This is a genomic window from uncultured Amnibacterium sp. (assembly GCF_964245895.1).
Taxonomy (GTDB): domain Bacteria; phylum Actinomycetota; class Actinomycetes; order Actinomycetales; family Microbacteriaceae; genus Amnibacterium.
The window spans coordinates 1-4,117 of sequence record NZ_CAXTOQ010000225.1 but is presented as its reverse complement, the minus strand read 5'-3'; the positions used below and the strand labels follow the sequence as shown (position 1 = coordinate 4,117).

Sequence of the window (4,117 nt, the reverse complement as noted above, 5' to 3'; positions counted from 1 at the left end):
GACGCGCACGGAGGTACGTGCCCAGTGGGTTCATGCGGTCCATGCTCCTCCGCCGACCACGTCGTGAACGAGGAGTGCGCACCGTATGCGGAGCGAACGCTCGATCGATCCGGCCGTAGTCAGCCGTCTTGCCCGCACCCGACACACGGGCTTGCCTCTGCCATCTATGAGCAGCGCGAGACGGGCATCGAGTGGCAAGGCCGCGGTGTCCTGAAAACGCCGGTCATCGCGCCGCCGGCGTCGTGAGTGCGGACCGGTATCGAGCAGGGCTCGTCCCGACCACGTCTGCGAACCGGATCCGCAGGTTCGACGCCGATCCGAGTCCGGCTTCGGCCGCGACGCGGTCGATCGGCCAATCGGTGCTCTCGAGCAGGCGCTGCGCCCGGCGCACGCGCGCTCGCGTGAGCCAGGCACTCGGTGCGAGACCCACCTCGTCCGCGAAGCGCCGGTTGAGGGTACGGGGGCTGACCGCGGCGACGCGGGCGATGTCGGCGACAGTGATGTGTTCGGCGGCGTGCCGCTCGATCCATTGCAGCGTCGCGGTCAACCCGCTCACGCCCAGGTCGTCGTCCCGGACGTACTGCGCCTGCCCAGCGTCACGGGTCAGCGGGACGACCGCGCTTCGCGCCGACTCGGCCGCGACGGCGCCGCCGTGGTCGCGAGCGATCATGTGCAAGCACAGGTCCAGCCCGGCCGCAGCACCGGCAGAGCAGAGCAATTGGCCGTTGTCGACGAACAGCGCGCCAGGATCGACCGTGACCGACGGGTGCCTAGCGGCGAGCAGCCGGGTCGCGCGCCAGTGGGTGGTGGCTCGCAGCCCGTCGAGCAGCCCTGTGGAGGCGAGATCCAACGCCCCGACGCAGATCGACGCGATGCGCGCGCCCCGTGCAGCCGCGTCCCGCAACGCCCGCACCGCCCGGGGATCCATCGGAATGCTCGGATCCGATCGACCCGGCACAATCACGGTGTCCGCCGCGACCAGCCGATCGAGCCGGTATGGCACCGACAGCGTCGTCGCGCCCGCGTCCGCCGTGCTCCGAGGACCCGCCACGATCACCTCGTAGGCCGGCGAGCCACCCTCGGTGAGCGTCCGCCCAAAGATTTCCAGAGGCGTGGCGAAATCAAACGCGATAACCCCGTCCAGGGCGAGCACCACAACCGTCCGCATGACGGGAGCCTACCTCTCGAGATGGCGACATCGTTGCGCGTAGTGGCTGATCAGCCGCTCGCCCAGAGCAACCTCCGCCCATACCGTCGAACCGACCCCACCCCGAAAGGCACCCGTGCTCGCACAAATCGTTCTCTTTGACGGATTTGACCCGCTCGACGTCATCGCGCCGTTCGAGGTCCTAAACGCCGGCGCGGACGCCGTCGGCGGGGATCTCGACGTCCGCCTGGTCGGGATCACGGCGACCGGTCCGATGACCAGCGGAACCCACGGACTGCAGCTGACCGCGACCGACGTGCTGCGGCCGGAAGAACCGGGATTCGTGATCGTTCCAGGAGCCTCCGGTCCGACCGTCGGAGATCCCGACGAGGTCGACACCATCCCGGTCCTGCTCGCCCGCGTCGGCTCGACCCATCTGCCGGCGCTGATCAGGCGGGCGTTCGCCGCGCCCAAAACCATCGTCGCGACCGTGTGCGGCGGATCCCTCGCCTTGGCGATGGCGGGCCTGCTCGAAGGACGCACCGCTGTGACGCATCAGCTCGGCAACGACGTCCTGGAGGCGACAGGCGTCCGCCTGATCCGCGCCCGGGTCGTCGATGACGGCGACCTGATCAGCTCCGGAGGCGTGACCTCCGGCCTCGACCTGGCGCTCCACCTGCTGGAGCGCCACTACGGCCCCCGGATCTCGCACTCGGTCGAGGCACTGTTCGAATACGAACGCCGCGGCACCGTCTGGCGCGACGTCGGCGCCGATCCCCTCCCCGTCTGACAACGAAAGCGACCTGTGATGACCACACTTCCCGGTAATTGGATCCTCACAATTCGGACACCGATCGGCGCGATCGAAGCGCACTTGACCTTCTCAGGCGACGACGGTGCGATCACCGGAACGGCGACCGGACAATTCGAGACGGTTGACCTCGTCGACGTGCGGGCCAGCCCGACGGACCAGGGCGAACGCGTCACCTGGATGCAATTGATCACCAAGCCAGTGCGCCTCAACCTTGAGTTCGATGTCGTGGTCGAGGGAGACACCATGCGCGGCTTTTCGCGGGCCGGCCGCCTGCCCAAGTCGGCCGTGACAGGCGACCGGTCGCTCGGTTAGGGCCTCCGCGGATCAGCGCACGGACTGGTAGCCGCCGTCGACGAGGCTCATTTCCCCCTCGGATGGTTTCATCGTCGCCGACCAGGAGGCTGATTATCGCTCTCACGTCGGTGTGCATGCGGAGCAGCAGGAGAGCCTCCAGGGGGCGGGCGAAGCTCTCCCGCTCAGCGGATGACCGTCACCAGCGGGTGAGCTCGGCGAGCCGCGGTAAGAGCGTGACCGCGTTCCGCCATCGGATGTTGTCGCGATCGGGGTCGCTGAGCAAATCCGTCACCTGGATGGCAGCAGCCATCGTCTCGATAATCGGGACGGGCGTGAACGGCCAGTCGCTGCCGTAGACGAGGCGATCCGTGGAGGCCAGTTCAAGAAGCGAGGGCAGCTGCCGGGGCACCGGGATGCCGGCGAGGTCGTAGAACAGGGCACCCAGCTCGGCGACCACATCGACCCCGCCGAGGTCCATCAGCGCGGGAGCGAGCGTCGCGACACGGTCCGCGATCGCCGCCAGCGCGCCGCCGCCGTGCGGGATGAGCACCCGCATCCGGGACGAGCGCCCGATCACGCCGGACAGGACCAGATCGACCACCGCACGGGTCGTCTCCAGCGGGAACTCGACGATCGGCCTTGGCCGGGCGAAGGACACCGACCCGGAGTTCGGCGGTGACGTCGGATGTAGGAACAGCAGCGCCGACCTCGCCTCGAGCGCGTCGAACACCGGCCGCATCGCGTCGTCGCCCGGGTACAGGCCGCGTGCGTTCGACTCGATCGCGACACCGTCGAGGTGCAGCACGTCGAGCGCGTACTCGAGCTCTGCGACGGCACCGTCGACATTCGGGAGCGGCAGCGTCGCCAGCATTGCGAAGCGGTCGGGGTGCTCCGCCACGAGGGTGGCACCGAACTCGTTGATCCGGCGCGCGAGTCGCCGAGCAGCTGCGTCGTCACCGAAATGGACGCCGGGGGACGACAGCGACAGCACGGCGAAGCGGATCCCAGTCCTGTCCATCATGTCGAGCGCGCCCGCGACGCTCCAGTCCGGTGCGCTCGACATGCCGTCCGGCCCGCCCTCCCCCGCGGCGGTCAACGCCTCGCGGTAGAAGTCAGGCAGGAGGTGCGCGTGGAAGTCGATCCGCTCCCACGCCTGCCCGCCACCGGTCGGTTCGATGTCCTCCTCAATCATTTCCGCACCCCCTTCCCCGCTTGCAACCGTAGACAGTTCGATGCAAACTGTGCACAGTTTTGCTGATAGCGGGCTGCCGGATACCCCGGATACCCGATCTCGTCTCCAACGAAGGAGCAGACATGCCGAGTGACCGCCGTCCCCGCCCCCTGGTCCGACCGGTGTTCCACCACACGACCCTCGCCACGCTGAAGCTCGACGAGATGGTGGAGTTCTACGAGAAGATCGCTGGCCTCGAGCCGGTTTACTACTCCCCCGGCGGAGCCTGGCTGACGAACGACGCCGCCAACCACCGCATCGCACTGCTCGCGCTGCCCGATCTGAAAGCGCCCGAAGACAAGGGACACACGGTCGGGCTGCACCACACGGCGTTCGAATATGCAAACTTCGACCAGTGGCTGGACAACTACACCCGGCTCCGCGACGAAGGCATCGTGCCGTTCCTGAACCTTGACCACGGCATGACCATGTCGATGTACTACCAGGACCCCGAAGGCAACGGGGTCGAGATCCAGGTCGACGGGTTCGGCGACTGGGCCGCGGGCAAGGAGTGGATGTGGGCGTCCCAGGAGTTCGGTGACAACCCGATCGGGGTCTACTTCGAACCCGATCGGCTCGTCGAAGCCCGGGCCACGGGACTCGAGTTCACCGAGATCCACAGTCGCGCGCG

Annotated in this window: 5 protein-coding genes; 3 read left to right on the top strand and 2 right to left on the bottom strand. The window is 68.0% G+C overall.

Features of this window, described 5'->3' with window-relative positions; translation table 11 throughout:
* Window positions 1–223: 223 nt before the first annotated feature.
* Window positions 224–1,168, bottom strand: coding sequence for a GlxA family transcriptional regulator (locus ACFE60_RS18110; protein ID WP_375390249.1), 945 nt, complete (start codon window positions 1,166–1,168; stop codon window positions 224–226).
* Between the two features lie 115 nt (window positions 1,169–1,283).
* Here ACFE60_RS18110 and ACFE60_RS18105 point away from each other — a divergent pair, with 115 nt between their 5' ends.
* Window positions 1,284–1,937: a DJ-1/PfpI family protein gene (locus ACFE60_RS18105; protein ID WP_375390248.1), complete on the top strand. Its 654-nt coding sequence runs from the start codon at window positions 1,284–1,286 to the stop codon at window positions 1,935–1,937.
* Between the two features lie 18 nt (window positions 1,938–1,955).
* Window positions 1,956–2,273 (top strand): hypothetical protein, encoded by a 318-nt coding sequence (locus tag ACFE60_RS18100; RefSeq protein ID WP_375390247.1) that lies wholly within the window; start codon window positions 1,956–1,958, stop codon window positions 2,271–2,273.
* A 178-nt stretch (window positions 2,274–2,451) separates the two neighbouring features.
* Here the strand turns inward: ACFE60_RS18100 and ACFE60_RS18095 are convergent, their stop codons facing one another.
* On the bottom strand, window positions 2,452–3,447 hold the full coding sequence (locus ACFE60_RS18095) for an amidohydrolase family protein (RefSeq protein WP_375390246.1): 996 nt from the start codon (window positions 3,445–3,447) through the stop codon (window positions 2,452–2,454).
* A gap of 122 nt (window positions 3,448–3,569) precedes the next feature.
* Between ACFE60_RS18095 and ACFE60_RS18090 the strand changes: the two genes are divergently transcribed.
* A partial coding sequence (locus ACFE60_RS18090; RefSeq protein ID WP_375390245.1) for a VOC family protein occupies window positions 3,570–4,117 on the top strand: 548 nt, incomplete at its 3' end.